This is a genomic window from Micromonospora citrea (assembly GCF_049629545.1).
Classification (GTDB): Bacteria; Actinomycetota; Actinomycetes; order Mycobacteriales; family Micromonosporaceae; genus Micromonospora; species Micromonospora citrea_A.
On record NZ_JBNADX010000009.1, the window covers coordinates 100,115 to 126,774 of the forward strand.

The 26,660-nt window shown below is 67.5% G+C and carries 22 protein-coding genes and 1 pseudogene; 18 read left to right on the forward strand and 5 right to left on the reverse strand.

The features are described 5' to 3' along the window. Positions 1-85 precede the first annotated feature (85 nt). The 4 genes and pseudogenes from ACPFP2_RS12545 to ACPFP2_RS12560 form a co-directional block, all read left to right on the forward strand. The gene (locus tag ACPFP2_RS12545; protein ID WP_424089128.1) at positions 86-2,656 is read left to right on the forward strand and encodes a hypothetical protein; all 2,571 of its coding nucleotides are present in this window, start codon (positions 86-88) and stop codon (positions 2,654-2,656) included. Positions 2,657-2,804: 148 nt separating this feature from the next. Continuing rightward, entirely contained in the window at positions 2,805-5,417 is a 2,613-nt protein-coding gene (locus tag ACPFP2_RS12550) for a DUF1565 domain-containing protein (RefSeq protein ID WP_424089130.1), read from the forward strand. 216 nt (positions 5,418-5,633) lie between these two features. Beyond that, positions 5,634-8,231: a right-handed parallel beta-helix repeat-containing protein gene (locus ACPFP2_RS12555; RefSeq protein WP_424089132.1), complete on the forward strand. Its 2,598-nt coding sequence runs from the start codon at positions 5,634-5,636 to the stop codon at positions 8,229-8,231. A 170-nt stretch (positions 8,232-8,401) separates the two neighbouring features. Beyond that, positions 8,402-8,848, forward strand: a pseudogene (locus ACPFP2_RS12560) (SRPBCC family protein); the annotation flags it as partial. Positions 8,849-9,407: 559 nt separating this feature from the next. Here ACPFP2_RS12560 and ACPFP2_RS12565 read toward each other — a convergent pair. Further along, complete coding sequence (locus ACPFP2_RS12565; RefSeq protein WP_424089134.1) at positions 9,408-10,064, reverse strand: TetR/AcrR family transcriptional regulator; 657 nt, start codon at positions 10,062-10,064, stop codon at positions 9,408-9,410. Between the two features lie 81 nt (positions 10,065-10,145). Here ACPFP2_RS12565 and ACPFP2_RS12570 point away from each other — a divergent pair, with 81 nt between their 5' ends. The 10 genes from ACPFP2_RS12570 (at position 10,146) to ACPFP2_RS12615 (ending at position 17,696) form a co-directional block, all read left to right on the forward strand. Then, on the forward strand, positions 10,146-10,625 hold the full coding sequence (locus ACPFP2_RS12570) for a quercetin 2,3-dioxygenase (protein WP_424089136.1): 480 nt from the start codon (positions 10,146-10,148) through the stop codon (positions 10,623-10,625). Positions 10,626-10,656: 31 nt separating this feature from the next. After that, on the forward strand, positions 10,657-11,196 hold the full coding sequence (locus ACPFP2_RS12575; RefSeq protein ID WP_424089138.1) for a hypothetical protein: 540 nt from the start codon (positions 10,657-10,659) through the stop codon (positions 11,194-11,196). A gap of 120 nt (positions 11,197-11,316) precedes the next feature. Continuing rightward, positions 11,317-11,796 carry a hypothetical protein gene (locus ACPFP2_RS12580; RefSeq protein ID WP_424089140.1) on the forward strand — a complete coding sequence of 160 codons (480 nt, stop codon included), beginning with the start codon at positions 11,317-11,319 and terminating at the stop codon, positions 11,794-11,796. Further along, positions 11,796-12,386: a hypothetical protein gene (locus ACPFP2_RS12585; protein ID WP_424089141.1), complete on the forward strand. Its 591-nt coding sequence runs from the start codon at positions 11,796-11,798 to the stop codon at positions 12,384-12,386. Before ACPFP2_RS12580 ends, ACPFP2_RS12585 begins: the two co-directional genes overlap by 1 nt. Then, a complete protein-coding gene (locus ACPFP2_RS12590) occupies positions 12,383-13,858 on the forward strand; it encodes a hypothetical protein (RefSeq protein WP_424089143.1) in 1,476 nt (491 codons plus the stop codon). The genes ACPFP2_RS12585 and ACPFP2_RS12590 overlap by 4 nt, the downstream gene beginning before the upstream one ends. A 764-nt stretch (positions 13,859-14,622) precedes the next feature. Continuing rightward, complete coding sequence (locus tag ACPFP2_RS12595; RefSeq protein ID WP_424089145.1) at positions 14,623-15,807, forward strand: hypothetical protein; 1,185 nt, start codon at positions 14,623-14,625, stop codon at positions 15,805-15,807. A gap of 128 nt (positions 15,808-15,935) precedes the next feature. Then, positions 15,936-16,301: a hypothetical protein gene (locus ACPFP2_RS12600; protein WP_424089147.1), complete on the forward strand. Its 366-nt coding sequence runs from the start codon at positions 15,936-15,938 to the stop codon at positions 16,299-16,301. After that, positions 16,298-16,660: a hypothetical protein gene (locus ACPFP2_RS12605; protein ID WP_424089149.1), complete on the forward strand. Its 363-nt coding sequence runs from the start codon at positions 16,298-16,300 to the stop codon at positions 16,658-16,660. The genes ACPFP2_RS12600 and ACPFP2_RS12605 overlap by 4 nt, the downstream gene beginning before the upstream one ends. Then, entirely contained in the window at positions 16,657-17,379 is a 723-nt protein-coding gene (locus tag ACPFP2_RS12610; RefSeq protein ID WP_424089151.1) for a hypothetical protein, read from the forward strand. The genes ACPFP2_RS12605 and ACPFP2_RS12610 overlap by 4 nt, the downstream gene beginning before the upstream one ends. Continuing rightward, entirely contained in the window at positions 17,376-17,696 is a 321-nt protein-coding gene (locus ACPFP2_RS12615; protein ID WP_424089152.1) for a hypothetical protein, read from the forward strand. Before ACPFP2_RS12610 ends, ACPFP2_RS12615 begins: the two co-directional genes overlap by 4 nt. A 67-nt stretch (positions 17,697-17,763) precedes the next feature. Here the strand turns inward: ACPFP2_RS12615 and ACPFP2_RS12620 are convergent, their stop codons facing one another. Further along, positions 17,764-19,056: a hypothetical protein gene (locus ACPFP2_RS12620; protein WP_424089154.1), complete on the reverse strand. Its 1,293-nt coding sequence runs from the start codon at positions 19,054-19,056 to the stop codon at positions 17,764-17,766. Between the two features lie 332 nt (positions 19,057-19,388). On the opposite strand from ACPFP2_RS12620, the gene ACPFP2_RS12625 reads away from it, so the two are divergent. Continuing rightward, positions 19,389-21,473: a restriction endonuclease gene (locus ACPFP2_RS12625; RefSeq protein ID WP_424089156.1), complete on the forward strand. Its 2,085-nt coding sequence runs from the start codon at positions 19,389-19,391 to the stop codon at positions 21,471-21,473. Between the two features lie 135 nt (positions 21,474-21,608). Here the strand turns inward: ACPFP2_RS12625 and ACPFP2_RS12630 are convergent, their stop codons facing one another. Next, positions 21,609-21,752: a hypothetical protein gene (locus ACPFP2_RS12630; protein ID WP_424089158.1), complete on the reverse strand. Its 144-nt coding sequence runs from the start codon at positions 21,750-21,752 to the stop codon at positions 21,609-21,611. A 409-nt stretch (positions 21,753-22,161) separates the two neighbouring features. On the opposite strand from ACPFP2_RS12630, the gene ACPFP2_RS12635 reads away from it, so the two are divergent. Continuing rightward, positions 22,162-23,196, forward strand: a complete 1,035-nt coding sequence (locus ACPFP2_RS12635) for a hypothetical protein (RefSeq protein ID WP_424089160.1) — start codon at positions 22,162-22,164, stop codon at positions 23,194-23,196. Between the two features lie 1,286 nt (positions 23,197-24,482). Here ACPFP2_RS12635 and ACPFP2_RS12640 read toward each other — a convergent pair. Both ACPFP2_RS12640 and ACPFP2_RS12645 read right to left on the reverse strand, forming a co-directional pair. Continuing rightward, positions 24,483-25,094: a GNAT family N-acetyltransferase gene (locus ACPFP2_RS12640; protein ID WP_424089162.1), complete on the reverse strand. Its 612-nt coding sequence runs from the start codon at positions 25,092-25,094 to the stop codon at positions 24,483-24,485. Continuing rightward, the gene (locus ACPFP2_RS12645) at positions 25,091-25,882 is read right to left on the reverse strand and encodes a GntR family transcriptional regulator (protein WP_424089164.1); all 792 of its coding nucleotides are present in this window, start codon (positions 25,880-25,882) and stop codon (positions 25,091-25,093) included. Before ACPFP2_RS12645 ends, ACPFP2_RS12640 begins: the two co-directional genes overlap by 4 nt. 153 nt (positions 25,883-26,035) lie before the next feature. Here ACPFP2_RS12645 and ACPFP2_RS12650 point away from each other — a divergent pair, with 153 nt between their 5' ends. Then, positions 26,036-26,434, forward strand: a complete 399-nt coding sequence (locus ACPFP2_RS12650) for a transcriptional regulator (protein ID WP_424086409.1) — start codon at positions 26,036-26,038, stop codon at positions 26,432-26,434. Beyond that, entirely contained in the window at positions 26,434-26,649 is a 216-nt protein-coding gene (locus ACPFP2_RS12655) for a hypothetical protein (protein ID WP_424089166.1), read from the forward strand. Before ACPFP2_RS12650 ends, ACPFP2_RS12655 begins: the two co-directional genes overlap by 1 nt. Positions 26,650-26,660 lie beyond the last annotated feature (11 nt).

Here is a 26,660-nt window from a genome sequence, read left to right on the forward strand (position 1 = left end):
GCTCCGGGTCGGCCGTTCAGCGGCCAACCGATCGGTGGCCGTCGCGGTAGCCTGCCGCGACACGAACACACATGGGGGACGGTGGATGAGACGAATTGCGATGCTGGCGATCGTGCCGTTGGTGGGTGGCGGGGGGCTCTTCGTGCCGACCGCGGCGGCTGCTCCGGTCGTCGCGCGGGTGGCCGAGGCCGGTTCCGAGCTGCACGTCGGCGGCACCGGATGCGTGCCGGACGGTGACGGAAGCGAGGACAAGCCGTTCTGCACCATCTCGGCGGCGGCAGCCGTGGTCCGACCCGGGCAGACCGTGCTGGTGCAGCCGGGCGTGTACCCGGAGGCGGTGCGGCTGACCCGTTCGGGCACGGAGGGGTCGCCGATCACCTTCCGAGCGGTCAACATCAGCACCGGCATCGTCCGGGTGGGGCGGTTCGCCGGCGCGGACGTCGACGGCAGCATCGTCACGTTCGCCCAGGTCCACGACGTCGTCGTCGACGGGTTCACCCTCTACGGCGGCGGTGGGGCGCCAGGGGTGCTGGTGGACGGATCCTCCCGGGTCACCCTCGACAACGCGGCCGTCAACCAGGGTCTCGGTGCCGCCGTACAGGTCACCGGCGGCTCCCGCGACGTGACGGTCAGCCGGAACTGGCTGGTCGCCCCGGCGTCGGTGGCCCTGGCCGTGGAGGCGGGCACCACCGGCGTCACCGTCGTCGCCAACCAGGTGCCGGTCGGCCGGATGGTCCTCACCGACACCCCGGGCGCCACCGTCACCAACAACACGGTCCGGGCCGCCTGCGGCCCGGGCATCGAGCTCGCCGGCACCTCGCCCGGCGCGTCGGTCACCAACAACATCGTGCAGCCGCTCGCCGACGAGAGCCCGTGCACCCTGCCGGTGTCCCGGCAGGCCGTCTCGGTCTCGGCGGCGTCCACGCCGGACACGGTCGCCGACCACAACCTGCTCGATCCGAGCACCGGCTGGGCGCCGTACGCCTGGGCCGGCGCCACCCATGCCACCCTGGACGGATTCCGCGCCGCCACCGGGCAGGGCGCGCACGACATCGCGGCCGACCCGCAGCTGGTCGACCCGGTCGGCGGCGACCGTGGATTCCTCCCGATCAAGCAGACCTCCCCGGCGGTGGACTCGGCCGACGCCACCGCGCGCGGCGTACCGGCCACCGACATGCTCGGCAACCCGCACTTCGACAACCCGGACCGGCCGGACACCGGCACCGGCGTCGGCTACCACGACCGCGGCGCGATGGAGAGCTTCAGCTCGATGGGCTCGAGGTGGTCTCCCCTGCGCCGGACCGTCGGCGGCGGCCCGCTCGACGCCACCTCCGTCATCACACTCGTCTACCCGTGGCGGGCCGACGGGGTGGGTGGCCACTTCGCGTACAGGTTCAGCGACTCGAACCTCTGGCGGGTCAGCCGGTCGCCGCAGGAGACCCACCGGTTCCGCCGTGCGGGCAACGCCTGCGTCGACCGGCAGTACAGCTACACCGGCTTCCGCACCGCAGGCGGTGGCAGCGACAGGTCCTGCACCGTGCTCGGCGCGCACTACACCGCCGTGCCGCCGACCCGGCTGCTGGACACCCGCGCGGCGATCGGGGTGGCCACCACTACCCCGGTCCCGGCGAACTCGGAGGTGGTGCTGACGGTCGACGACGTCGGCGGCGTACCGGCCCCGCTGATCAGCGCGGTGGTGCTGAACGTGACGGTCACCCAGCCCACCGCCTCGGGCTTCCTCACCGTCTACCCGGACGGCACCCCCCGGCCCAGCTCCTCCAACGTCAACTTCGTCGCCGAGGAGACCGTGCCGAACCTGGTCACCGTGCCGATGACGAACGGGCGGATCCGGATCCGCAACAGCGGCAGCGGCACGGTCCACGTGATCGCCGACCTCCAGGGCCACTACAGCGCCGCCGGGCAGGGCTTCTCCGCCCGTACGCCGGAGCGGGTGCTCGACACCCGCGTCTCCGGTGGGGCGTTCGCACCGCAGACCACGCGCCAGCTCGACCTGGGGCACCGGGTCGCCCCGGGCACCACGGCGGTCGTCCTCAACGTCACCGTGACCGGGCCGACGGCGAACGGCGTGCTGAAGGTCTTCCCGTACGGCCAGGCGGTGCCGACGGCGTCGAACCTCAACTTCGTCACCGGGCAGACCATCCCCAACCTGGTGGTGGTGCCGGTGGTGGACGGCAAGGTGAACATCCACAACCAGAGTTCCGGCAGCACCCACGTGGTCGCCGACCTGGCCGGCTCGTTCGGCCCCGACGCGCAGCTCGGGTACGTCCCGAACGGCCCGAAGCGGATCATCGACACCCGGGACGGCACGGGCGTGCCCGGTGCCGCGCCGCTCCAGCCGCGCCAGAGCATCGAGGTCTTCCCCGACGTTAAGGGGTGGCCCTGCTGCGTGACGGTCGAGGCGTTGGTGGCGAACCTGACGGTCACCGCGCCGACCGCCCCCGGTGTCCTCATCGCCCACCCCGCCGACGAGGACCGACCGACCGTGTCGAACGTCAACTTCGTGGCCGGGGAGACCGCGTCGAACCTTGCCGTGGTCCGGAACTCGCCGGGCGGTCTTCGGCTCCACAACAGCAGCTCGGGCACCGTCCACACGATCGTGGACCAGGCGGGCGTCTTCATCGCTCCGCAGTACTGACCGGTCCGCCCTCCCGGCTCCGGCCATCCTCCTGTGCGGTGGGTGGCCGGAGCCGTTCCGGTGTCCGCCGGGTCGTCCGATCGGCGGCCCATCCATCGGTGACCGTCGCGGTACGCTGCCGCGACACGTACTCGCACGGGGAGAGTCGATGAGACGACGGCTCGCGATGGCCGCGGTCGTACCGCTGGTCGGTGGGGTAGGTCTGGCAGCGCCGGCGGTGGCCGCGCCGGTCGTCACCGCGGTGACCACGACGGCAGCGGAGTGGTACGTCAGCGCGAAGCACTGTGCCCCGGGCGCGGACGGCAGCCAGGACGCGCCGTTCTGCACCATCTCGGCCGCCGCCGCGGTCGCCGGTCCCGGCCACACCGTGCTGGTGCAGCCCGGGGACTACCCGGAGGCGGTGACGCTGACCCGCTCGGGCACGCAGGGAGCGCCGATCACCTTCCGGGCGGTGAACGGGCCCGACGGTAACGTCCGGGTCGGCTACGTCGCCGGCCAGGTGACGCCGGGCATCATCTTCAGCCTGGTCGGCGTGCACGACATCCGGGTCGAGGGCTTCTTCGCCCACACCCCGGAGACCGTCCCGGCGGTGCTCGTCGACGGTGGTGCCCGCGTGACGCTGGACGGTCTCGCGGTCCGGGCCGCCAACGCGCCGGCCATGGTACGGGTGACCCGGTCGAGCGACGTCACCGTCAGTCGGGGCTGGTTCCAGGGCGCGACGGTCGGGCTGTCGGTCGACGACGGCACGACCGGCGCGGTGGTCACCGCCAACGGGTTCTCCGGCACCCGGCTGCGGGTCGCCGACGCCCCCGGCACCGTCGTCACCGGCAACACCGTCGTGACCTCCTGCACGAACGGCATCGAGGTGACCGGCGCCTCGCCCGGGGTCTCGCTGCGCAACAACATCGTGCAGACGGCGGCCGGTGCCGTCACCGCTCCCACCGCCTGCGCGGACCCGGCGACCGCCACGGCGATCGGCGTCTCCGCCGGGTCCGCGCCCGGGACGATCGTCGACCACAACCTGATCGACCCGACCAGCCGCGGCGCGCTCTACCGGTGGGCCGGCGTCGACCACGCGACGACGGAGACGTTCCGGGCGGCGACCGGCCAGGGTGCGCACGACATCGCGGCTCCGGCCCTGATCCAGGGACGGTACGGCGGGGAGCGCGGCTGGTACCCGCTCCACCCGGCCTCCCCCGCCGTCGACTCCGCGGACGGCACGGCGCCCGGGGCGACCGCCACCGACGTGCTGCACCACCCGCACGCGGACCCGCCGGAGACGCCCAACACCGGCACCGGCGGCGGCTACCACGACCGGGGTGCGGTGGAGTACGTCAACTGGGCGGGCATGACGGGCTACGACCTGCGGCGGGTGCCCGGCGCCGGGCCCACCGACGTGCAGGCCTCCATGACCGCCGGCTACCCGTTCCCGGTGGACGCCCCGGCCATGCTGAGCGCCTTCAAGTTCGAGGACGAACGCTTCTGGCGGGTCACCACCGCACCGTCCGTACGCCACACGTACCGGCGGGCCGGTGTGGTCTCGGTGACCTTCAAGTTCAGCCCCACCGCCTTCCGGGACGGCCCCGGGACGCACGAGTACCGGTTGTGGACGGCGGTCGGGGCGCACTACCGGCCCGTGACCCCGACCCGGCTGCTGGACACCCGGGCGGCGGTGGGCGTCCCGGGCACCACGCCCGTGCCGCCCAACTCGGAGATCGTGCTCCCGGTCGACCGGATCGGTGACACTCCGGCCCGCGACGTCAGCGCCGTGGTGCTGAACGTGACGGCGACCCAACCGACCACCGCGGGCTTCCTCACCGTCTTTCCGGACGGGAGCGCCGCGCCGAACGCCTCGAACGTCAACTTCGTGCCGGGCGAGACGGTGCCCAACCTGGTCACCGTGCCGATGGGGGACACCGGGGTCCGGATCCGTAACAGCGGCCCCGGCACCGTGCACGTCGTCGCCGACCTCCAGGGCTGGTACGGCCGTACCGGGTCGGGCTTCGAGCCGGTCGCGCCGACCCGGGTGCTGGACACCCGCGCCGCGGGCGGCACCGCGTTCGGCGCGTACGCCACCCGCCAGCTCGACCTGTCCCGGAAGTTGCCGGCCGACGCCACGGCGGCGGTGCTCAACGTGACGGTCACCGCGCCGACCCGGGCGGGCGTGCTCAAGGTGTTCCCCGCCGGCAGCGCGACGCCCGAGGCCTCGAACCTCAACTTCGTGGCCGGGCAGACCATCCCGAACCTGGTGGTGGTGCCGGTGGTCGACGGCCGGGTGAGCATCCACAACGCCAGCTCGGGCAGTACCCACGTGGTGGCGGACCTGGCCGGTTTCTACGCCTCGACGGCGTCCGGCGCCACCGACGCGTACGTGCCGTACGGCCCGACCCGGATCGTGGACACCCGGACCGACACCGGCCTGATCTACCGGAACGTCCACGGCGCGCTGGAAGCGGGGGAGGGCGGGATCTTCCGACCGGACTTCCTGCTGCACAACTGCTGGGAATGCCCGGAGCCCACCGGCGCGGTGCTGAACGTGACGGTCACCGCGCCGTCCGCGCCCGGCTTCCTCACCGTGTACCCGCACGCCACCGACATGCCGAACGCCTCCCACGTCAACTTCGTCGCCCGGGAGACGGCGGCCAACCTGGCCGTCGTACCCACCGGTCAGTGGCGGCGGATCGTGGCGGCCAACCGCAGCCGGGGCAGCACCCACCTCGTCGTCGACCAGGCCGGCTACTTCATCGGGCCGGCCGCCTGACGCTCCGCCGGGAGCCGATGTCCCGTACGCAAGGCCGGCCCAGCACAGGTGGAAGGGTTCCGCCGACCTCGGGCACCCGCACCGCCGCGCCCGGCCGGGGCGCCTGCGACCACGACCGAACGGTCCACCCGGGTCGGGATTTCCGGTGCTGCTCGCATCGGTGGTCATCGGTGTACGCTGCCCGCGCACGCACAACTTGATCACGGGGGAACGTTGATGACAACGCACAACGCGCTGGCGCGGCTCGCGCTCGTTCCGTTGGCGGCGGGTGCGGTGCTGGTCGGGCCGACGGCGCCGGCCGCCGTCGCCGCGCCCGCTCCGACGACGGCGACCGCGCCTCGGACCGAGCTCTACGTCAGCAAGACCCACTGCTCACCGACGGGCGTCCAGGACGGCAGTCCGGAGGCTCCGTTCTGCACCATCCAGGCCGCGTCCGCCGAGGCCGGTCCCGGCCAGACGGTGCTGGTGTATCCGGGCACCTATCACGAGAACGTCTCGTTCACCCGGTCCGGCACCCCGGACGCGCCGATCACCTTCCGTGCCGTTCAGATGCACGACGAACCGGTCCGGGTCGGCAAGTACGACACCACCGCCCCGATGGGGGCGATCATGATCGTCGCCGGGGCGCACGACGTCGTCATCGAGGGCTTCACCGTCTACGGGGAGAGCCGGGCCGACGGCGTCGTCGTGGTGGACTCCAGCCGGGTCACGCTGGACCAGCTCACCGTTCACAGTAGGCCCGACGGGGCGAGTGGGGTGAACGTCACCGGCGTCTCCGACGACGTGACGGTCAGCCGTAGCGTCATCAGCAACACCGGCGGGCCCACGGTCGACCTCGACCCGGGCACGACGGACGTCACGGTCGCCGGCAACCAGCTTCTCGGCTCCGGCCTGCTGGCCACCATGTCCCCCGGCGTCTCGGTCACCAACAACACGATCGTCACCGACTGCCGGGTCGGCATCGACCTGTACTCGGACTCGACCGGTGCCTCCGTCCGCAACAACATCGTCCGGACGTCCCGCACCCGCCAGCCCTGCGCCGCCCCGGCCGAGGCCGTCGCCATCCGGGTGGCCCACAACGCCGTTCCGGCCACCACCGTCGACCACAACCTCATCGACCCGGCCGGCGACGGCCCGCTCTACCGTTGGTCCGGCGAGAACCACGCCACCGTCGCGTCGTTCACGACGGCGACCGGGCAGGGCTCCCACGACCTCGCCGCCGACCCTCGGCTGGTCGGGACGCAGACCGGTTGGACCAGCTGGTACGGACCGGGGACCGGTTCGCCCGCCCGCGACTCGGCCGACGCCACCGCGCGGGGCGTCCTGGACAGCGACCTGCTCGACAACCCGTACGCCGACGATCCGGCCGTCGAGAACACCGGCACCGGTAGTGGCTACCGGGACCGGGGCGCGGTGGAGGCACAGGGTACGCCCGTCACCGAGGTGCCCTACCTGCGCCGCAAGCCCGGCGGTGGCCCGCTCGACATGGTGGCCGGGGCCAGCCTGCGCTCCTCGTGGCCGGTGGAGCGGGAGCGGACGAAGTACGCCTACCGCTTCTGGGGCGACCGCTACTGGCACGTCACCGACGCCGGTTCGCTGGAACGGACCGTCCGACGGGCCGGCCGGGTCTGCGTCGACGTGCGGGGGACGACCTCCAACTTCCGAAGCGCCAGCAGCTACGCCGCGAGTCCGTGCACCGTCGTCGGTGCCCGGTTCACCCCGGTCACCCCGACCCGACTGGTCGACACCCGCAGCGGGCTGGGCACCGGCTCGGCCGCGCCGATCGGGCAGAACGGCGCGCTCTTCTACCCGGTCCCCACCGTCGCGGGGGTGGCGGCCGAGGACATCACGGCGCTGGTGCTCAACGTGACGGTGACCAGGCCCGAGGCGTCGGGCTTCATCACGGTCAGCCCGGACGGCACCCGGCTGAACGCCTCCAACGTCAACTTCGTGGCCGGCGAGACGGTGGCGAACCAGGTGACCGTACCGGTCACGGGCGGACGCATCGTGTTCATCCACACCGGCATCGCCTCGGTGCACCTGATCGCGGATCTCCAGGGCGTCTACACGGCAGCCGGCTCGGGCTACGCCCCGGTGCCGCCGGTGCGGATGCTCGACACCCGGGAGGGCGCGGCCGGCCCGGTCCCGGCCCACACCACCCGTACGCTGGACCTCTCGGCGAAGCTGCCGGCGGGCGCGACGGCCGCGGTGCTCAACGTGACCGTGACGAAGCCGACCGCGAACGGGGTGCTCACGCTCTTCCCGTACGGCTCGGCCGTACCGGTGGCGTCGCACCTGAACTTCGTCACCGGGCAGACCATCCCCAATCTGGTCACGGTGCCGGTGGTGGGTGGCAAGGTGAGCATTCGCAACGCCAGCTCCGGCAGCACCCACGTGATCGCCGACCTGGCCGGCTGGTTCAGCCCGGACGCCACCCAGACGTTCGTGCCGCTCACCCCGACCCGGTTGCTCGACACCCGGGAGGCCGGCGGCGCGCTCACGGCACGGACGGCGGCCCGCGTCCAACCCGCGACGGCAGCTTCCTCCTGCGCTCCGGCCCCGGCCTGCCCGGAGCCGACAGCGCTGGTGGGCAACCTGACCGTCACCCAGCCCACGGCGGCGGGGGTGCTCGTCGCCCATCCGTCCGCGCAGGCACGACCGACCGCCTCGAACGTCAACTTCGTCGCGGGTGAGACCGCGTCGAACGCCGCGCTGGTGGCGGTCAACTTCGGCGTCGACGTCTACAACAGCAGCTCGGGTACGACGCACGTCATCGTGGACCAGTCCGGGTACTTCATCGGCCCGGCGGCCTGACCGCGCGCTGTCCTGACGTACCGCCGGAGCCGGCGTCCCCCGCGACCAGCGGGCGGGCGCCGGCTCCGGCGTTTTCGGTTGAGCAGCCGGTCAGCGGGTACGGATTCCTGTGGACCAGTACGGCTCCCTCCCGGTTGGAGGGAGGTTCGACCGGAACGAGGAGGAATGTCATGACCACCGTGGTCGAGAAGTCGATCGAAGTCGACGTCCCGGTCAGCACCGCCTACAACCAGTGGACCCAGTTCGAGGAGTTCCCCCGCTTCATGGGTGGCGTCGAGGAGGTGCGTCAGCTCGACGACCGGCGCATGCACTGGGTCGCCCAGATCGCCGGGGTCAAGCGTGAGTGGGACGCGACCGTCCTGGAGCAGGTCCCGGACCAGAAGGTCGCCTGGGCGGCGACCGAGGGCGCGACCAACGCCGGCGCGGTCTACTTCCAGCCCGTGGGCGCCGGCCGGACCATGGTCCGGCTGCACCTGGAGTACGAGCCGGAGGGGCTGGTCGAGAAGGCCGGCGACAAGCTGAACATCGTCGAGAAGCAGGCCGAGTCCGACCTGGAGAAGTTCAAGAGCTTCATCGAGTCCCGGGACGTCGAGACCGGAGCCTGGCGCGGTTCGGTCGGCGAGGGGCACGGGGTGGGCACGCCGGGCGTCGCGCACGCCGCGTCCTCGCTGGGTGACAGCGGCAAGGCCGGGGTCTCCGGTACGGCGGTCGCCGCCGGTGCCGCCGTCGCGGGCGCCGCGACCGCGGCCGGAGTCGCCGCCGCCCGGCACCGCTCCGACGACGAGGACCGGACGCCGTCCACCACCGAGTCGGAGTACCGGACGACGGAGGTGGTCGAGCCGACCACGACGACGTACCCGGGTGGCCCGGTCAGCGAGCCGAACCGCCCGCTCTGACGTAGCGCTGCGGGGCCCCGGCCGCCGACCACCCGGTCGGCGGCCGGGTCGCCGGCGTCTCCGGAGACGAATCAAGGCCCCTCCGTGGAGGGGCCTTGACCTTTGCCTACCTCTGGTCGGGGTGGCCGGATTCGAACCGACTGGTCCTGGACGCCTTGTCGGTAGAACTGCGACAGCCGCTTCGTCGACTGCTCCATCTGGCGCACGACTCCGGGAAGAACCACAAGCGCCAGACACGGCTGGCCGAGGCCGAGGGCGGGGCAATCCGACCTGATCGGGGTCAGTGGACCAGCAGCGCGTCCTGCATGCGTTCGGACAGCCAGTCGCGGAACGAGTCCTCGGTCCAGCCGCAACGCAGCACCAACGCGTCATAGTGCGCCGGGTCGTTGAAGATCCACAGAACGTCGATCGCCCGCTCGACGTCGGAGCCTTGGCGCAGCGGGCCGAGCGAGTGACCCCGCTCGACCACCATCCGGGCGCCTGCGCGACGGTTGCGTAGCAGCGTTTCCCACACGTCGGCGACCTCAGGCGCTTCGTCGGCCGCCCGCCGGACGGTCTCGAAGATCCGCGCCGCGCGGCTGCCGATCAGGGTGCACACATCGGCGTACGCGTGCAGGACGCCGGCTTGCGTGTCGGCTTCGAAGACCGGCCGGAACCAGGGTCGTTGCGCGACCGGAACCGGCTCGTCGTCGCCGGCGAGCGCCTCGTCGAGGACCTGCCGTAGCAGCGCCGGCTTCGACCCGAACGCGGCGAACACGGTCGGGCGCGCGACGCCTGCGGCGGCCGCCACATCAGCCAGCGAGGTGCCGGCATACCCACGTGCGACGAACAACTCGGCCGCCGCGCCGACCACCGCCCGCCGGGTACGCCGTGCGCTCTCCTCACGCACTGCGGACCGGTAGCGCCGTGTCGGCTTTCCGTCCTTGACACCGTCCATGACTCCGCCATACTAGCAACGTATTCACTAGACACCGGCTAATGAATAGACCTTGTCCATCAGTCAAAGAGGGGCAACGACATGCCTGTTCGCCCGTACGTGCGCCGCGCCGGCGAGGGAGAAGCCCACTGGCTTCTCGGCAGCCTGATGACCGTCAAGGCGACCGGCGAGCAGACCCGCGGCCGTCTCACCGTCGTCGAGTTCGTCAACCCGCCCGGCTTCACCGCGCCTCTGCACCGGCACCAGCACGAGGACGAACTGTTCTACGTGCTGTCCGGCACCACCGAGTTCCGCTGCGACGGCGAGGCCTTCACCGCCGGGCCCGGCGACTTCGTCCTGCTACCCGTCGGACTGCCACACACCTTCCTCGTCGGACCCGACGAGCCACTGCATGCCCTGCAGATCACCACCCCGTCCGGGTTCGAGCAGTTCGCCGCCGAGGCTGGCACCCCCGCACTCGATCGGCGGCTGCCCGACCCGGCACCGATCGGCCCGGCCGCCCTCGGCCACGCCGCCGCTCGGCACGGCATCGAACTGCTCGGACCACCTTCCCAGCACTGACCACCGAATCGACAGCACAGGAGGCCAGTACATGACGGACGGAGAGGTTCGACGGCGGGGCCGGTGGTGGCGGGCGTGCGCCGCCGCAGTCGTGATCAGCGGCGCGGCGGCCTGCGGGTCTGCACCGGCGGACCAGCCGGCTGCGGCGGCCAGTGACCCGTCCGGCTCGGCCGGTGCGACGGCGGTCGAGGCGAAGCAGGTCGACGCCTGCGCGCTGCTGTCCATCGACGAGGTCACGCAGGTGATCGGAGCCACGGGCGACACCGGTCCGCGGGTCGGCAACCCCGGCGACGGCGGCAGCTCCTGCGCCTGGGAGAACCCGGATACCTACCATTCGATCACCCTCGACATCGGCAGCCCCGGCACTGCCGTCGGCGGCAACCTGCCGGCCGAGTCCGCGTACGGGCAGACCGAACCCGGCCCCGACGGCATCCGCTTCGCCTCGGGCGGCATCGCCGAGTTCGCCGTACGGGACCGCGCCTGCGAGATTCAGGTCGTCACCGAGGTCACCGACAACACCGACCAGTCCACCGCGGTTCGGCTGATCGGCCTGGTCCGCGACCGTGCCTGAGATCCCGGCGCAGACAGTCCGATGAGCAGCGTCCAGGCCGGGCCGGCTACAGAGACAACGGCTGCGGCCACCCAGAAGGGGGTACACATGCGACGACCAGCAGTGCTCGTGCTAGGCCTGTTGCTGGTGGTGCCGGCGGGGTGCCGCGCCGCATCCGAACCAGCGACGGGCACCGACGTCAGTGCGGAATCCGACGTGCAGGCCGGCCCGGGAATCGTGCCCGGCGGCGCCGTCCCGCCCTGCCCCTTCACCGCGAGAGAGGTATCGACCATCCTCGGGCAGCCACTGACCGACGACGGTGACTGCCTGTTCGGCGACGGTAAGGGCGTGGCCAGCGTGAACATCACCACCTCGTCCCCGGCCGCGGGTTCGACCACGTACGAGTACGCGCGCCAACGAGCGGAGCAGACCTTCGACTCGGTGAAGGATCTCGACGCGGGTGTGACGGCGTACGTCGCGGTGAGGGACCTCGCCGGCGAGGCGGTGCTGGTCAGCGCATCGGGCGCCTACACGATCAACCTGAGCAGCTTCGAGCGGCTCGACTCCGCCGGCTACGAACAGGCCCTGCAGGCGCTGCTCGACGCGATCCTGGCGGCCTGATGCCCACCACACGGGTGCCGACCCTGGACTGGACCGTACCCATGATCACCGGTAACCGGACCGTAAGGCGGCGTGCCTCGGTCATCTCCGTGGCGGTCATGATCCTCGCGCTGACCGGATGCGGCAAGGCCGACCCGGCTCCCCCGCCGCCCACCGTCGATCAGCCCTCCGCCGAAGCACCGGCCGGCGCAGGCGACCACGGTGACGTCACCGCGACCCCGGCACGGGCAGTCGACCCGTGCGCGCTGGTGCCGAAGGCCGCCGCCGAGCGCCTGGCCGGAACACCCCTGCAGGATCCGGTGGCAGCCCCCGGGTCCTGCACCTACACCGGCCCGATCAGCGGACCCACCGCCCAGGTCGAGGTCTACGTCGGCGCTGGGGCCAAGAAGATCCTCGACATCGACCGCGACCTCGGCCACGACCTGAAACCCGTCACGGGCGTCGGCGACGAGGCGCACATCGAGGACGGCGCGGTATTCGTCAACGTCGGCGACGTCTGGATCGCGATCCGGCTGGTCAGCCTGGCCGACCCCGCAGCTTCCCGGCAAGCGCTACAGGACCTGGCTCGGGACGTGGTGACCCGGCTATGAACCTCAAGACGCAGCGGACCCGCAGGGTCGTCGCTGCCGCGACCGTCCTGCCCGTCCTGCTCGGTCTGACCGCGTGCCTGGACGCGAAGCCGACCACGCCCGGCGATGATCTGCGCCATGGCGCCGCGCCCGCCCCACACCCGGACGTGACCCTCCATCCGGACGTCGTCATCGTGGCTGGCGGCAGCGGCGCGGTGCGTTCGGTCACCGACGGGGGCCTGACCTGGCGGCTGGACCCCGACGCCGGCAACGCCGACCTGCTGGCCCCAGGCAAGGTCATGTTCGTCACCGGGCGTGGGGTCGGGCGGGTGATCGACGCCCGACGTGACGGTCAGGACCTTGCGGTCGCCATCGGCCCGGTGGACATCACCGACGTGATCCAGGACGGCGAATTCACCTCCGAACAGCCCGTCTCCCTGGCCGGTGCAACCCCATACCAGTTCGACGACGCATTCTGGTCCCACCCGGACACCTCCGCGCCGCGATCCGAACCGGTTGCGACCGCGGCCCTGGACCGCACCCCGGCCGCGACCGTCAACGCGCTGACGCTGGCCGGCACCCGGCCGGTCACCGCCGCTGTGCCGCTCACCACAGGCGCGGCCCGGCCAGGCCAGCTCGTAGCCAAGGGTTTCTGCTGCACCGACGGTGTCGGGGCCCGCTTCTCCTACCGTGACAGCGGACTCGACCTCTCAGGCACCATCGCCTTCGTGATGAAGCAGCCCTCCGCGAAGTTCCACCTGGTGATCGACGGGACCGAAGTCACCGCAGCCGAGTTGCGGATCCACGGCGCCGCCGGAGTCCGGGTCCAGGTCGACGCCATCACCACAACCGGTCAGAACGTCCACCCCGTTGTCTTCGTCCCAGTCAACTTCAGCGTCCCCCTCGAATCCGTACTGGGCATCCCGTTCTCCGCGACCGTTCGGCAGTCGATCGGCATCCGCACCGGCTTCAGCGCCGGGCACACGACGATCAGGGCCACCGGTGAGTACTCGCTCGGCGGCACCATGGGCTTCGGCTACGCCGACGGCACGTTCGGCCCACGCTGGCCCGGCGGTCTGCAGGAGAAGAGCAGCCTCGTCGACTCCATCGACGGCACCTCGGTGGGGGTGAACGCCTTGCTCATCGACTACGACGTGAAGTTCTTCGTCGGCCTCGGCGCGGTCGTGTTCACCGCCGGGCTGTACGCCGCGCTCACCACGACGGTTGGGATCACCCGAGGATCGAGCGTCGGCTTCGGTGGTCTGCAAGGCCTCGCCAACCGCGAGGGCTGCAACCGCGCCGACCTCACCATCAACGCGACCTACGGCATCGGCTACACGATCCCGGCCCTGGTCGTCAAAGTGATCAACTTCTTCCTGAGAATCCTCAACGCCAGACCCATCGCCGCCGAGGGCGGCATCCCCGACCCGCCGCCGGTCGTGAATCTGGTCAACCAGCACTGGATCACGAACCGGCCGGTGTGTCAGCACTGAGATCAACTACACGCCCGGGTCGCCGTCGCCGCCGGCACGGCCTGTGCTGGGGCGAGTGCGCGGGCTCCGCTGGGACGTCGTCGACCTGGCCGCGAGCGTCCTCAGGGTGGTGCGGGTCGCAGAGGAGGTGTCCGGGCACGTCACGGTCAAGCCGTACCCGAAGTCACGAGATGGCCGGCGCACCGTGCCGCTGCCGCCGTCACGCACTCGACCCGGGATCGGATTCGCAGGGTGCTCGCACCGTTCGCTGCCTCCGCCGGAGCGGTGATCGGCGGGAACGAATCAAGGCCCCTCCGTGGAGGGGCCTTGACCTTTGCTTACCTCTGGTCGGGGTGGCCGGATTCGAACCGACGACCTCTTCGTCCCGAACGCCGGCGCGGCGCATTGGCTGTTGCCGGTCGACGTCGTCCTGTGCGCTCAACTGTGACGGCCGTGCTAGTTGCCGTCGGACTCTGTCGGCTGCTGATATACGGCTTGCTGCCTTCTCGCTGCCCTGCGCGGTGACCCCTTGGAATCTTGGCCGGAACTCGCGGCGAGCCGAGACCGTGCGGTCCTTGCGAGGTCAACATGGGTCATCGTGCTCGTGCGAGCTTGCCCATCTGTACTTCTCCGGCCCTACAACCACACTGCGGTCCCGCGACCGCGCCAGCTTATTCGCTGGACACTCCGCTGCTCGATCACTATCCTGTGGGGCTGCCCTGCGTCCAGTGGCAGCGACGGGCCACCCGGCTCTTCTCTGGACCCCGGCGCGCAGGAGCACAGCCATGTTTGAGGACACCACGTCGCGAACTGATCAGCTGTTGACCGCAGTAACTCACGAGCAGATCGCGCTGCTAAGGATCGTGGGCGACGTGCTTACGGACATCGGTGAGTGGCCGGTCTACCAGTACGTCGAAGCCCGTATGGATGAACTGGGACTCGATGCCGACGCCGTGCTGAGGTCGATGCCGTCCATTTCGGCTGGCCAACTGAACTATTCGCTGGTCCGCCGGGACCACAGCAATTCCCCGGACGCCCAGATCAAGCTGACTGTCGCTGGGTTTGCCCACCTGCCTGAACATGCTGATGTCCTGGACATGTTCCTAGCCGTGCTAGTTGAACTGGCTGATCGCCGTGCCAGGGCGGCGTTCGACCCGCGGCGTGTGATCGATGTGACCCTGTCAGGGCCCGACCTACTCAGCGACCTCGGTCTTGAGAACAAGGCACTGGTGCGGTTGCTGCCAGACCTTCTGTCTGGAGAGCCATCGACCTGGCACGGGGGCGGCAACGTCAATGGTGGCGTCTGGATGCCCAACCCCAGCACTTTCGTGAGGCGCTTCCGCGACGTGTCCTCGGTCGGTGACTACCTTTACCGTCTGCGCACCTGGCTCGCACCTGCCGCTGAGCCACTCTCGCCTGTCCTCGGTTCCCCGCTGAGTCTCGTGGCATCGCTCGACTACCTCGACGTCGTGTGGCGCCTGCGCTTCGGAGTCGGCCTCTTGGTCATCCCCAGTGCTGAGCGAGCAGCACGGATCGTCTTCGGCGCTGCGACGGCGGAGGAGTTCGACAACCGGCTCAGCGCTCTAGGTGAGATGTTTAAGGGATTCGACGTTCCAGGCGATCAGCAGCAAGGAACGCTGCGACGGCTCCGAGCCTTCCTCGCCGCCCATCTCACAGACGAAGCAATCGCCCGCGTTGACGCGGCGCTGACGACGCTGCGGAACGTGACTCACATCCGCAACGCTGGCCAGCACATGGACGCGTCGCCCAACGCTGTTGCAGCCCTACCATCGTTCGGGCTGACCTATCCCATCAGCGACTTCGGCCGAGCCTGGCAGAGCGTGCAGGCGTACGTGGTGTTGGCGCTGGACGCTCTCAGAGAGGAAGTTCAGGCAACCCTGACAACCTCGGGCGCCCGCCGATCTCAAACCCAACGCCCAGGCCGCCGCCCACGACAAGCAGCGCGTTAGAGGGGCGGTTCTCCTATGCTGGCATAGTGCTAGTTGATCTTCGCTAGCCTTTGCCTACTTCATGACAGTTGATCGTTTGGGTAGGCGCGGGGTCGCGGTGTGTGGTGGCGCTGTGGGATGGTGCTGCCGTGAGTGAGACCGGACAGACCGAGGCGGTGGCGGTGTCGCCGGAGAAGCCGGACCAGTGGCATGACTTCCGTCGGGGCATCGCACTGTTGTCGATGGTGCTGTTCTTCTTCTGCATCGTCGCCCTGGGGTTCCTCGTCTACCAGCTGGTCGTCGGGGATGCCGGGAACGTGTTCGACGGCTGGTCGTTCTTCCGTTTCCTGTCGGTCGCGGTGCCGCTGGGGGTGGCTGCGGTGACGGGCCTGGGCGTCTACCGCGCGTCCAGCAACGCAGAGGCAAAGCGGCGCGGTCGGGTGATGGGTCTTGCACTGCTGCTCGCCGCTGTCCTGCTGGTCGTGACGGGCGTGATCGGGGATCGGCTGTCGTGAGTTTCTCCGTCGAGCCCGGTGCCCTGGAGCGGGCCGCCGGCCGTATGACCGATGCCAGCGTTGACGCCCAGGCGGCGAAGGCGTACATCACCAAGCACACCGACATGCCCTGGTATGGGCAAGGGCTGCTCAACGAGGCGTGGCCGGCGCATCAGAAGCTCGTCGACGAGATGACCGCGCGGCTGACCCACTTGGTGCAGCTGTTGGACAAGTCGCGTGACGCCCTGCAACGCACGGCGGACTACTACCGGCGCACCGACGCCCGGAGTGCTGGGCGCCTGGACGCCACCTTTCCGGCTGTTGATCGCGGGGAAGACACGATGTCCGGGGAGCGCACCGGTGCCAGGAGCTACCCGTGATCGAGCCGACCGATTTCCTGCGCGAGCCGGACAAGCCTGACCCCTCGATTTCCCAGGGCTTCGCCAACCCGATCGGCATCCTGGACGCCATCTCGATCTCCCACTGGGTCAACCAGGTCATCAAGGATGTCGCTGGCTACGACGTCATCGGCACCATCACCGCCGCGTTCGTCGGGGACTGGGAGAGCTTTTACAAAGTTGGTGACGCCTACGGCAACCTCGGCCAGAGCCTGCAAGCCCTCGGCGGCAACCTCATCGAGGTCTCCACCCAGGTCGACCAGCAGTGGGACGGCCGGGCCGCCGACGCCGCGTTCATCTACTTCCGCAAGCTCGCCGCCGCCACCGCCCAACAGAACGTCGTCCTGGCCCAAGTGCAGGACAAGTACCACGAGGCAGCCCGCGCCATCTGGCTGCTGGCCGACATGGTCGGCGGCCTCATCAAGATGATCATCGACAAAGCAATCATCATCGGCGTCAGCGCCGCAGCAGGCACCGCCCTCATCGAAACCGGCGTCGGCGCGGTCGCCGGATACGGCATCGCCACCTGGCAAGCCATCGAACTGGTCAAGAAGGTCAACGACGCCGCACTGAAGATCCAAACCGGCGGCACCCTCATCCTCGGCTTCTTCAGCTTCCTCAAGACCCTCGCCGAACAGGGCGGTGACCTGTCCAAGATTCCGCTACCGGACCAGCCCTACACCAGCCCGGTGCCCGCATGACCATCCCCGACCACGAGCCGGAGCGGCAGTTCCTCGACATCACCGAAGGCAGCCGCGGCCTGGCCAAGCTTCTCCACACCAGCCTGCGCCGACTCAGCGACGGCGTTGCCGGCGACGACCTCCAGGAGATGGCCCGCGACGTCCTCGCCGGCCACACCGACCTACGCCAGATCGCCGCCAGCGACGCCTACGGCAACCAACTCCTCGATCGCTACCACCACTTCAGACAGTGGGAACAGAGCCTCGACCCGGAGGAACGCCAACGCCTGGGCGCCCAGGCCGCAGAGACGTCCGGCCGCCTGGAGGAGGACGTGTAGGGGCAGCGGGCCCCTGTCTTGCAGCTCAATCGGCTGCTGTACTGCCGTTGCCTAGGGACTTCGCACGTCAGCCGCGGAACATGTTCGATTGGTGCCAGGCGAAGTAAGCCGCGCTCGCCTTCGTGTGGGCGCTGACGGGCCGTCCTTCGAGGTCGGCCAGCTTGTTCGCGATGGCTTTATTCGCTGGCTCGAAGCTGCTGGTGACGATCTGGCCGTTCTCGTTGACGCTGATGTAGCCCGTCTCGAACAGCGCATCGCAACCAAAGACACAGGCGAGCATCCCCACGTGCGATAGGTCTCGGCGTTCGGTGTCCGTGCAGACTGATCGTGGCTTGATGTGGGCTGCCCATAGAAAGCGTGCTGGGTAGGCCTCGCCGCAGATGGCGCACTCGGCTTCGGACACTGAGCCGAGCAGACGGCGGCGCAGAGCTGGTTGCTCTCCTCGCTGGGTTCCCGCGAACGGCTTCTCGAGACTGCCTGTGAAGGGATCCGTGGCGCCCTTGTCGGTCGCCGGCTGTGGGATGGCCTCTGGCTCAGCCTCATCATGGGCCTGGAAGCTGATGACGGGAGGGCTGCCGCTCGCCTGCGCGTAGGGCAACTGGAGTAGAACGGCTCCGATGAAAGCGCTCCGGTAGCCGACCTGGTCGGGGTGGATGGTGACTGAACCGTGTTCCCGCAGAAGCTGCAGCGCCTCCTCGACCCAAGCAATCGGCACCAGTTGCCCGGCAGGGGAAGATTCCGTGGCAACAACGACGTCCGGCGGTCGCATGGCGAGAATCTTGTTTGTCCGCCCCTTGACGGTAAGCAGAGTCACGCCAATGAGCGCACGGAGCAGCTCAACCGCCTCCATCCGCGCCTCGCTGGGCACGTAACTACCGGCGGCAACCCCCAAGGCCGGAAACCGGACGCCGAAGGCCGCCGTGAACGACTCCCCGAAGGCCTTACTCAGGGGGAAGAGGTAACCCTGCTTGACCTTGCCCGCACGATCGAAAGGCCCAGCCTGCGGCTCCTTCAGCCGGTCATCAAGCAGTAGCTCGTCTAAGGCAACCGCTTTCGCAGCTTCGCTGTAGGTCGTCCGAACCGTGCGCCCGTCACGGTCCCACATGTCTTTCGGCAGGTCGCCGGGCCTGTGCGCGTCGACCGCGGCGGTCGCCACCACGCTGAACGCACGAACCCCCTTCGCATAATGGAGGATCACGTCTCCTGGCCGCACGTCAAGCATCGACTGCCAGTGCAGAGGCTCGACGCCATTCTTCTGCACCTTCGGCGCCCAGAGGATCCCGGCCTTACGCTCCTGGTTGTAAGTCTGACCCTGGTTGACCCACCAGTAGTTCGTCTGTCCTAGCTTCGCTTCAGCCACGACGTCTGGTCTATCGGCTCCCGCCACCGAGAACAAGATGCGATCGGTCCAAGATCCTCACATGGCCGGTCCGGGCGATGAACATCATCACCGCCCTCCTGTTGTCGGCGGCGTTGGGGACTAGTCCAGTGCTCACGTAGATAACTCCTGGCGTCCGCCACGTGCGTACGCCCTCCTAGCAGGATCACTATGGCACCTCGTGGCTGGGTTCCTCTTCGGACGCAACCTGCCCCTCCAGGGTCAGGCGAAAGGACTGCCTAGCCTGCTACTGCCCGCCAGACGATGTCGGTCCGGCCTGCTAACGTCCCGACACCTAGACGGGAGGACTGTAGATGAACCATCCGAGATCCGGGCCCAGCACCGAGGTAAGACCGTGGGCCGAGCGATCGAACACGATCGGAATCCTGCCCGGCAGGAAGGAGAACCGCCTCGAAACTCTCCGGTACATATTCAGCCACCTTCCTGCAGCGCCTGGGTCGACGATCCCAGTCACCATGGCGTCCGGTGTCCAAGTTGATGCGACGGTTGAGGATCTCTTCGGTAAGCAGCTTTCCCGCGGCGCCCTCGTCCGCCGAGACTCCAAGGGGAATTGGGTTGCGGTTGAAGTTGTTGCACATTGGCTTGAAACATCGGACAACGACGCTCTCGCTGACTACTTGCACGCAAACGTAAAGCTCTTCGGCGAGTTGTTGAACGAGTTGAGTGGCATCCAGTCCAAAGGCGACCTCTTAGAGATCCCTAATAGGTACGGGCTTCCCTGGAGCAGCTCAGATCAGGTCCACCGGCGGATCGGATGGATGACATCGCTTGGGCTGGTCGAACGGTGGGACAACAGGTACGTTGTTACCCCACGGGGACATGCTTTCTTGGATCGGATCCGGATCTGCTCCGCAGACGAGGCGGTCGGCGCGTCCTCTAATGACGAAACCATCGAGGTTGAGCTTCCTGAAGCGGGCGAGGTGGTCTCTACGCTTACTGGGGCGCTAAGCTCTCAAGCGCTCGCTAAGCGAAGGGCGCTCATAGGGTATATTCCGCGAGGCCGCAAGGCCCCTGAGCGTGACGAGGGTGCTGGTTCACAGTCACCACTGGACGCGGTCAGGATTCTCGTTGACATCGTCGGCGCAGGAAGCTCTACAGAGGAGCTGTTCGAGCGGTTCAGCACGCAGCTCGGAATGAAGAAGAGCTCGATCAGCCAAACCCTGCAGACTCTCAAGAACATGCGGGCCATCGAAATGGTGGCCTTTAATCAGTACGGCACAAGAGAGGACTTTGCAGAGCTTGTCGAATTTGGGCAGGAGATCGACCTTGTGCGTTTTCTTCACACCCGCTACAAGTTCGTGGGCGAACTCCTGACGCACCTTGAAGAGGCTACGGCCGTATCCGAACTTGTGCGTACAGCGAACTCACTCTATCGCTGCACCCAGATTGATAACTACGAGGTTCGCACGCGCCTGGGCTTTATGGTCGAGGCTGGTTTGGTGGAACGGATTGACTGGACCCGTTACCGTATCACTGCGCTCGGCCGGCTTCTGGCAAAGGATTTGCCACTAGAGTCGCCTACCTGGCGGGACGATCCGGAAAGCGAATCCACCACCGAGGAGGTCGAGGCGCCACCCGCTACAGCATCCGTCGATTCCCTCACCGCCAGTCTTCGCAACTACTCCAACCGGGGCGACGCTAGCACGGAATTTGAGGCTACAGTGGCTGACGCGTTCAGGTTCCTCGGATTTCAAGCTGAGCATCTTGGAGGAAGCGGGCGAACGGATGTCGTCATTACCGCCGAACTCCCGGCGGCGGACCGCTATCGCAGCATCGTGGAAACGAAGTCGTCGGCAAGCGGAATCATCACCGACAATCTAATTAAGTTCGACGCACTCAAGGACCACCAGAAAAAGCATCGAACCGACTATGGAATGGTGGTGGGGCCCGATTTCTCTACGCGAGTCCGCGAGTGGGCCACGAACAATAACTTTACGCTGCTAACGGTCGAGGATCTGATCGGACTGCTGTCTAGACATGAGCGGTATCCCCTAACGCTTGTCGAGCTTCGTCTACTCTTCGAGCGGACCGGCGATGACCTCGCTGACATCGAGGAGCAGTACGGAGCGGCAGAGCGGACGGCGGATCTGCTAGCCAAACTGATCGAGCTGTTGCACAATGAGGCGAACGAGGACGACCCGCTAATGAATGGGTTCATCAGTAACGAGAACATCCACTATGCGCTGCGCAAGGAAATGAACCCTCGGCCATCGGCGTCCTCTATAGAGGAGTGCCTTCAGTTCCTGTCGCATGAATTTGTACGAGGAGCGATCAAGAGTGGTTCGAAGTATAAGCTGACTGATGCTCCGAGCAATATCATGCGCCGGCTTTCTGGTCTGGGCATCAAAGTCGGCGGCCTCACTCCGGATGCTCCATAAGATATGAGCCCCAGGGAAACCAGGTGGGTCTGAGGTAAAGCGCCAACCACGGCCATGAGGCGGGACCGCTGACGGGTCGGCTGCATGGGCAGCTGTGGAGCCACACCGGGCCACTCCTGGTCTAGCTTCTCAATGTCAGGGGGCTTGGTGGCGGGCGAGGTAGGCGCCGTAGCTGCTGGATCGCTCGACCTCGACCGCAAGCAGCCGGACGAAGGAGCTCAGCCATGCTCGCAAATCCTCGTCGCCGGCGGCGGTCGCCGGGAATTCGTCGTCGACCACCAGAGGCGGACTCCCTCGTCTTCGGCTCGCAGTGTCAGCGATCGAGGGTGGGGGCCAGTCCGGCCGGGCAGTCACTGGGCATCCCCGCCTCGTCGCATAGCCCCGACATCCCCAGCGAAGCGTTTGGCGAAGCTTGAACTTGTCGCCTCCAGTCATGAGCGTGCCGCAGCCCGAGGCTGCCGTGCCCCTGTACGCCCGTAGCGGCCTTGAGAGGCAGAACGCCAGCAGCCTCCTGAGGCGCGCCAGTTTGTCGGTGGGTCTAGCTAGAGTCAAGCTAGCCCGGTTCGGTCGACTTGCCCCTTTGGCCCCATGAAGGAGGTTTGGCTGTCAGATATGAGGCATTGTCATGCGTGACGCGCCCAAGTACGTTGTGCAGTTCAGCGTATGCACACAGCGACCGGGGAGCGGCATGCCAAAGCATTCATTTGCGGTATATGGCCTATTTGTGGCACCGCGCATGCGGCCAAACCTTCGCCTGCGCGTCGACAACATTGACGGCCAAGGCGCTAGCCTCCTGCATTTAACGTATGGCTTTCTTCGGAATGTTCAAAGCCAGCCGATTGACGATACGCGCCATAAGCAATACTTCTCAATCGACACTCTAGATGCATCGGGCACTCGCATTTGCTTTGGCGCCGACTACGGAAAATACGGCGTCGAAGGCGAGATCGTCAACAGGACGAATCATGAGACCACCCACACCTTCGGTGCAGATGAATCGACACTCACCACTGCTCGCAATATGGTCATCGTTCCCCCTGGCGGGCACATGGCTATTCTTCTGGCAGAACGGTATGGAGGACGTGGCGCTGCGAGCTTCTTCATGCGTCAACTCAAATCGGCGTTCAGGGGCCGCTTCGGCGGGGATTATTTGCTCCATGATGAAAACTTGATCGACCAGGAAGCCTGGCGTGATTACTTGGCGAACGCTAAACTTACTGGGATCAAGGTTGTTCGATATGACGCAAGTCATGATTTAGCGGACAGGATTAAGCCGGAGGTGGTGGGTCGGCTGGAGTACGAGATGAAGCCTCGGCGGGGCGTGAAGAGCTTCGGGCAGGCGGTGAAGGACGCGTTCCTTCGTAAAGACATCCAAGCCCAGCAGATGTTCGGCCTCCGTGAGGCGCTGGATTCCGACGAGACACGACTGAGTCTGGACGATGGCCACCAGCAGCGACAGGTGGTGATCGGCAAGGAGGAGCCCCCTGCTCTCGTTTACGTCCTCCCCCACGAAGGTAAGGATCGCGTTAAGGACGATGTGATCTTCGGACATATGGACCTTGTTGTTCCATCCCTCTGCCGGCAGCTACATCTGGAACTCTCGCCGGACTGGCGCGAAGGCGCTTGGACGGACGAACAGCTTGCAATTCGAATGGAGGTTATACGTGAGCGCCAAGTGGTCCGTAACTCCATTAGTGAAGAAGCATCTGGAAACGCTGTCTGATCAACGTGACCAGGATCGACTGCCTCGCCCTATCGACTTCGCTGGATTCTACGGGATCCCGTTAGCGCTCGGCACCTTCACGTGGATAGCCGGTTTTCGCCTCAGGGGGCCTGAGGGCATCCTATCTGGGGTCTCTATCTTTACCGCTTTGTTATTTGGCCTTCTAATCCACGTGTTCAGTCTCGGTATGCGGATTACGGACGATCCTCGCGTTTCGCGCACTAGCAGGGTTTCCCAGCTTGTAGATCAGCTGCAAGTCAACGTTGCTTACTCTGTTCTCGTGGGAGTTACGACAACGGCTACGCTGATTGTTGGTGTTAGCACTACCGTGAAAGACAGGCCACTCGGCGTGCCGATCAGCGCTTTGGTCGTGGCACTAATTGTCCATCTCCTGCTAACAATCCTAATGGCACTTAAGCGCACTCAGGCTGCGTATGAGAGCTTGCGCGATTAGGCTTCTTGCTTATGTCATCCCGTCTGCCGCCGACCCACACATCGTGGTGCAGACCAGGGCCAGGGTGACAAGGTGGAGCGCCCTACTGGACGTACGACCTTGTCGCCCTGGCCCTGGTCTGCTCGGCTTGCCTGGGTCGGTGGCTGGCGGGATGGCATCCCACCCCCACCACCCACAACCGGAACAGTTCGGCAACTGCATCCTGGAGTCGTCTGGCCCCCGCCGGAGGCAGCTCTAACCCCAACCCCGCCCCACCCCTCCGCCCCTCCGTCACCCCTCACCTCTTCCCCACCTCGGACCCGTGAGCGGCCGACGGATTCCGTTCGGCAACTCGACCCGACGACCGCAGACCGGTCCGCGGTGAGACGTCACGAGGCTGGAAGAGACGGTAGGGAGACGTTGTCGTCCTGGTCCCAGTCGTCCTTCGGGACTCGTCACCGGGTCACCTCACTGACCCAGGGGTGACGCGCGGGGCGGGGCGTGGGGTTCGGGCCGGCTGACTTTTCCGCCCCGGCGCCCTTGCGCCGGGGCGGCGGCTCCGCAGGAGCCGTTTGCCGCGCCCCGGCCCGCGCCGCGCGGAGCGCCTTGATCCAAGTACAGGCCAATTCGGCAACAGATCACAGGCAGCTCCGAGCCGACCAAGACCCAGCACGACACCACCAACCGCTGCGGCACCTTCCACCCGCAGCGACCCCGCAACCCGGGCCATCTTCTGAGGTCCGCCCGGCACGAGCTGCCTACCGCAGCTCGTCATGCTCGCTCCGGACTCCACACATCCTGATGGCCGAACATCAACCGCCGCGACCTGCTTGCACTCCTGCTCCGACCTACCTCACTCGACCGGCAACTCCTCACGCCACAGGTCCAGGGTCCGGCGCACCTCCGGCCATTCCTCCGCCGTGACGCTGTAGAAGATCGAGTGCCGGACGTGTCCGTCTCGCAGGATTCGGTGGTTCCGGAAGACCCCTTCCTTGGTGGCCCCCAGGTGCTCGATCGCCCGCTGAGATCGGAGGTTGCGGGAGTCGGTCTTGAAGACCACGCGGATGGCGCCGGCGGTTTCGAAGGCGTGCCGCATGAGCAAGTAGGAAGCCTCGCGGGCGGCACCGGTACTCCAGTGTTCTGGCGTTACCCATGCCCAACCGATCTCGACGCCTCGGTGCCTTGGCTGGATGTCGATGAAGCTGATGCTTCCGACGGCGGCTCCGGTCTTACGGTCCCTGATGATGTAGGGGATGCGCACGCCCTGGTCCTGCTCCTCAACCGCTTCCGTAACGAGGGCCGACACAGCCTCGCTCGTGCTCGGTGTTGGCTCGTCCAGGTAGGTCCAGATCGCTGCGTGGTTTGCGGCCTCCGCCAGCTCTGCGGTGCTCTCGAAGGTCAGCGGCTCCAACTGGACGACGCGCCCGGTCAGTACGGGCTGCCCCAGCTCCATCAGCTCATTCACTCGCCGGCCACCTCGTAGACCAAGACATGCTTATCCCCAGCTAGCAGCTGGTCGAACGCTTCTACAGGTGTGTCCTCAGCGTCGTACGCGACCCGAACCGCTCGGACGACGCAGACCCCTGGGTCAAGCCGTAGGGTTCCCGCCTCTTCGGGCGTGGGCATCCTGAAGCTCAACTCATCGATGTAGTAGGAGATCGGCTTCCCGTGCACCCGTTCAAGCACGGTCAACACGCCCTCCTCCACGGGTGCGGGCTCAGCGATGGCGGTGTCCTTGACCAGCTCGTGCACGTAGTAGCTGTCCCCGAGCTGGTACGGCTCTTCGTCAACGAGCATGACTCGTCGACGGGCGAGCACTGGCGTTCCTTCGTTGATCCTCAACCAACGGGCAACCTCAGCGTTCGCAGGCTCGGGCGCCACGCTGATGATGTTCTGACGCCCTATCCGGCCTTGACGGGCTACCTCGCTGTTGAAGGTCGCTGCGTGGTTCTCGGCGCGGCGGGCTCGTCGGTCCTGGTCCATTGCCATGACCCTGATCGGCCGCGCCTTGCGTACGTAGGTGCCCTGCCCTTGCCCTGAACCAATCAGTCCCTGTGATTTGAGGGCCGACAGCGCCAGGCGAACGGTCGTTCGAGATGCCTTGAACTTGTCGGCCAGATCCCGCTCTGCCGGCAGGCGTTCTCCCGGGGAGAACTCGCCGCGCACGATGGCGTCGCGCAGGGTCCTGGCCAGTGCGACATGGCGGGGCTCCTGCTCTTGCCCCAGGTCACGCGGTGTCTTGTCCGGGCTCATACCGCCACTCTACGACTTTGGTACGGACCAAGCATTGACGGGTCAACTCAGGTGTGGTTTCTTGGTAGGTACCAAGTGGGCGGCCCAAAAACTGCTACTGGTTGTCAAGGCCCCTGAGCAGGGGCGAAGCCATCGGCGCATGGAGGCAGAGCTATGGCTCTTCGTGGTGGTACGCGGTTTGCGGTTCCGTTCGAGGCGGTGTTTCCGCACGGGTGTGTGTTCGTGCCGGATTCGATCGCGGAGGCGCAGGACTTCAACGAGGCGACGCGGCAGCGCACGCCGTCGAAGGACAAGTTGACGGGTCAGCGGGTGTGGCAGTGCCGGGTGATGGACATGGACCCGGAGTTGGGGTCGCGCTCGCGTGAGGTGTCGATCAAGATCCTGTCGGACGTGCAGCCCGTCCCGCCGGTGGGTCCGTTCCAGCCGGTGGAGTTCGAGAACCTGAACGTGACCCCGTACGTGGGCAGCAACGGCCGCCTCGCCTACTCGTTCCGGGCGTCGGGGATGGTCGCGCCGAAGACCCTCGCGGAGTCGCGGAAGGCGTCGGCCTGATGGGCGCCGCCCCGTACCTGTCGACGGGTGTGCACATCGACCCCGACACGTCGCTGTCGTTCCGGTCGCACCCCGACGACGACCGGGTCGTGGTGATGCTCGGCGACAACGGCGGGTACGTCGCCGTGTTCCTACCCCGGACGGAACTCGACCGCCTCGCCGAGGTCATCGCCCAGGCGCAGCAGTCCCTGTCGGCCGTGAAGGTGGCGGCCTGATTCCACGTGGT